We start from the raw sequence: 4,011 nt of genomic DNA, 5'->3' as shown, positions 1-4,011 counted from the left end.
GAAGACTTCAACTTGACTGAATACCGCTTCCGTCTCTCTCTTCGTGACCCTCAAGATACTCACAAGTACTTTGACAACGATGAGATGTGGGAAAATGCCCAAACCATGCTTCGTGCAGCACTTGATGAAATGGGTGTTGACTACTTTGAAGCTGAAGGTGAAGCAGCCTTCTACGGACCAAAATTGGATATCCAAGTTAAGACAGCTCTCGGAAAAGAAGAAACCCTTTCGACTATCCAGCTTGACTTCTTGCTTCCAGAACGCTTCGACCTCAAATACATCGGGGCTGACGGTGAAGAACACCGTCCAGTTATGATTCACCGTGGGGTTATTTCAACCATGGAACGCTTCACAGCTATCTTGATTGAGAACTACAAAGGTGCCTTCCCAACATGGCTTGCACCACACCAAGTAACTCTCATCCCAGTTTCTAACGAAAAACACGTAGACTACGCATGGGAAGTGGCTAAGAAACTCCGTGACCGCGGTGTCCGTGCAGATGTAGATGAGCGCAACGAAAAAATGCAGTTCAAGATCCGTGCTTCTCAAACTAGCAAGATTCCTTACCAATTGATTGTTGGGGATAAGGAAATGGAAGACGGAACAGTCAATGTTCGTCGCTATGGACAAAAGGAAACACAAACTGTCTCAGTTGATGACTTTGTCCAAGCTATCCTTGCTGATATCGCCAACAAATCACGTGTGGAAAAATAAAACGATCACTGTCTGAGAAACATTTTTCAGTAAGAAAAAGCAACAACTGAAATAGTTATTGCTTTTTTATATTTTATTTAACCTGAGCTAGTCGTGATTGGTCAAACCACCACAAATGGTATCCTCATCAACAATCCTTTCTATCCACTAACTGTTGGATATAGGATATCCTCCCAAGATTTGCTTCCTCGAGTTAGAAAAGTTCAATATCCTCAATCCTTGTCTGCTTCATTTTCTTTTACGAGATCTTTTTGTGAATCTTTTTCAGAGAGTTTTTGATCGATATACTTGTTAATGTTTTCATAAAATTCCTTGGTCATCTCACTATCTAATTTTGTCGAATTATGGACTTGATTGACTTTTAATTGAACAGATTGAATACCGTAAGAGGCTTGTTTTTGATGGAGCGTTTCTAATTCTTCTTCTGAAATCGGATCTCCAACAACTGTCAAGACCAATTCATTGTCCCTAGACTTGTAGACTTGATTAATGACCGTATGATTAGAGAACTCTTTTCCTACAAACTGTTTGATCCCTTCTTTTCGCGCTTGATCTATCGTCAGAGTGACTGCTGAATAACTGGCTGGAAGAACCAATAATACAATCAAGGATGTCAAGCCAATTTTCATTTTAATGTTTAGCTCTTTAAATGAACTTAAGGGAGATTTCCTCATCAAAATTCTTGTTCCAACAATATTTGTTAACATGATGAAGACACAGTTGATCAAGAAAAGATAGAGAGCCCCGAATAAAAATCGTACATTTCCATTAGCTAAACCATAACCTGCAGTACAGATAGGTGGCATCAGAGCTGTTGCAATAGCTACTCCTGGCACGATATTGTTTGCTTCTTTTTTCCTTGAACCAATTACGCCTGCTATCCCACCAGCAATAGCAATGAGAACATCCCAAATGGTTGGAGAGGTTCGTGCAATCAATTCGCTACTTGCATAAGATAAGGGAGAAATCCAGAAATACAGAGTCGAAACAAGCAAGCTGACCAATACTTGAGTAAATAAAACCTCTAAAGATTGCTTGATTAAACGCGTATCAAAAATAGCTAAACCGAATCCTAGTCCAACAATCGATGTCATAAGAGGGGAAATCAACATGGCTCCAATAATGACAGCTGTTGAATTCATATTTAGACCTATAGAGGCAATAAAAATCGCACACATCAAAATCACTATATCTCTTAATCGAACATGAAGATCATCATATAATTTCTCACGGTATTCACGTGTTGAATAATTTCCGGTCATTGGTTACTCCTTTTATTTCATATAATCTTGTTTCTGCTTGGATGATGGCAGAGAGACTTCTTTTCAATCTTACATATTTTTAATTCTCACCTGTTATTTTTTTGAAAATTATCTTTTAAGCATCCGTCAGTCTATCCTTAACATTATATCAAAAATTTTACAGTCTTTCTCTGAAGAAATATATCAATTGAACAGATAGAGAAGGAAGAAACTTTTGTTTCCTTATACGAAAAAGAAAAAAAATGGTATCTCCTCTGAAAGAAGATGCCGTTTTAATCTTTAAACAAGATTGGTGTGTTCGACAATCCATTGCTTCATTTTTATTTTCAATCAGAAGCCATAGATCCCAAACGTGATGATGGTTAGAAGAAACCCCTTGATCCAGTTGCCGAACAGTTGTGCTCCAGTCCCGTCAAAGTATAGACGTTGCTCATCCACTACCGTGTGTTTGGTTTTCAATTTTGCATCATGCAAACCGCCCAAGATGTTGCGATCCCCAAGGTAAGCCTGAAAATTATGGCTACTAAGATAGAGTATCCAATATAATCTAGGATTCCTCCGTCAAAATAACTTTCTTTCATTTTTGCCTCTTTTATTTTTTGACTATATTCTAGTCGTTTCCTAGTGTAACATTTTTTACATCTGGACAATCTTACGGTAACTTCTAGACATTATCATGAAAATAGAGATATAGACTAGAACAAAAATTCCACAGATGGATAAGGTCATCATCAACTATGCTCACTCAATCATCAGATTCCTATTGGAAAACTTGATGCGTACTGTTGTTCCTTTTCCAACCTCAGACTCGATGCGAATCTGGTGGCCCAGTTCTTCAGAAATTTTCTTAGATAAGTAAAGACCAAGGCCAGATGACTGCTGAGTCAAACGACCATTGTAGCCTGAAAACCCACGTTCAAAGACTCGGAGAACATCACTGTTTTTAATCCCGATTCCCGTATCCTTGATACAGAGCTCCTGACCTTCCATATAGATCTCTAACCCACCTTCCTTGGTGTACTTGAGACTGTTTGAGAGGATTTGTTCAATGACGATCAACAGCCACTTCTTATCGGTCACGATGATTTTGTCAAGGTCATGGAGATTGAGCGTCAGTCCTTTTTGGATAAAGAAAAGGGCATACTTGCGAACCACTTCCTTCACCAAATCCTCCACTTGAACCTTTTCAAATACCAAGTCATCGTGGAAACTTTCCAAACGAAGGTACTGCAACACTAGATTGGTATAGGAGTCAATCTTAAAGATTTCCTGTTCCAGTTGCTGCTTGACCTCACGATCAGAGACTTCTGCTACTAAAAGTCGACTCGCTGCAATGGGTGTCTTGATCTGGTGAACCCATAAGGTGTAGTAATCAAGCAAATCCGTCAGCTTGCTCTGCGCTTCCGACTTCTTTTGATACAATTCAGACTCACGCTCTTCGAGTTTTTCTGCTAGCGCACATTCCAGAGGAGACTTTGGGTCTCTCTCAGCATAGAGTACTTCCTGTCTGTAAACCTGAGCCTCTGCAAACATATCCCAAGCCAAAAATAGGAAGGTCAAAAAACTACTGAGCAGAAAGAAATAAAGAAAATAAGTTCCTAGACTAGCAAACAGAAACTGAAAGAGTAGGACAAGAAAACCCAACGAAATAATATAGACAAAGATGCGACTACGTGAACGCAGATAGGCTAGAAAAAATGGTTTCCAATCAAGCATGTTTCAGTCCGTATCCTATCCCTTTCTTAGTTTCGATAAACCCTGCTAAACCTTGCTCCTCCAACTTTTTACGCAAGCGAGCAACGTTGACAGACAAGGTATTGTCATCGATGAAAAAGTCGCTATTCCAGAGTTCCCGCATCAGGTCATCACGCGCCACGATATTGCCAGCATGTTCAAACAAGACCCGCAAAATTTGAAATTCATTCTTGGTCAAACTCAATACTTCCCCCTGATAGTGCAGGTCCATAGACTTGGTATTGAGAATCACACCTGCATACTCTAGCAAACTTTCATCCCGCCCAAACTCATAGGAACG

4 protein-coding genes and 2 pseudogenes are annotated in these 4,011 nt (G+C 39.6%); 1 reads left to right on the top strand and 5 read right to left on the bottom strand.

Annotation, left to right across the window (positions count from 1 at the left end; all coding sequences use genetic code 11):
- Positions 1-714: threonine--tRNA ligase (locus GMD6S_RS08450; protein WP_000330619.1), on the top strand; the 714-nt coding region annotated here is incomplete at its 5' end.
- A 212-nt stretch (positions 715-926) separates the two neighbouring features.
- Here GMD6S_RS08450 and GMD6S_RS08445 read toward each other — a convergent pair.
- The 5 genes and pseudogenes from GMD6S_RS08445 to GMD6S_RS08435 form a co-directional block, all read right to left on the bottom strand.
- A complete protein-coding gene (locus GMD6S_RS08445; RefSeq protein WP_000147501.1) occupies positions 927-1,976 on the bottom strand; it encodes a DUF389 domain-containing protein in 1,050 nt (349 codons plus the stop codon).
- Between the two features lie 330 nt (positions 1,977-2,306).
- Positions 2,307-2,557: pseudogene (locus GMD6S_RS12600) on the bottom strand (hypothetical protein).
- A 55-nt stretch (positions 2,558-2,612) separates the two neighbouring features.
- Positions 2,613-2,711 (bottom strand): annotated as a pseudogene (locus GMD6S_RS13145) (peptide ABC transporter); the annotation flags it as partial.
- A 6-nt stretch (positions 2,712-2,717) separates the two neighbouring features.
- Entirely contained in the window at positions 2,718-3,692 is a 975-nt protein-coding gene (locus GMD6S_RS08440) for a sensor histidine kinase (RefSeq protein WP_000887940.1), read from the bottom strand.
- The coding region (locus tag GMD6S_RS08435) for a winged helix-turn-helix domain-containing protein (protein ID WP_000308148.1) at positions 3,685-4,011 on the bottom strand (327 nt) is incomplete at its 5' end. The genes GMD6S_RS08435 and GMD6S_RS08440, both read right to left, overlap by 8 nt.

Source organism: Streptococcus sp. GMD6S, assembly GCF_000297015.1.
Note: the sequence above shows the minus strand (reverse complement) of the source record. Positions and strands in the feature narration are given on the sequence as shown.

Bases quoted from the DNA above. Each gene is read 5' to 3' on its own strand.
- GMD6S_RS08445 (WP_000147501.1), bottom strand. From the start codon at position 1,976: ATGACCGGAAATTATTCAACACGTGAATACCGTGAGAAATTATATGAT.
- GMD6S_RS08440 (WP_000887940.1), bottom strand. From the start codon at position 3,692: ATGCTTGATTGGAAACCATTTTTTCTAGCCTATCTGCGTTCACGTAGT.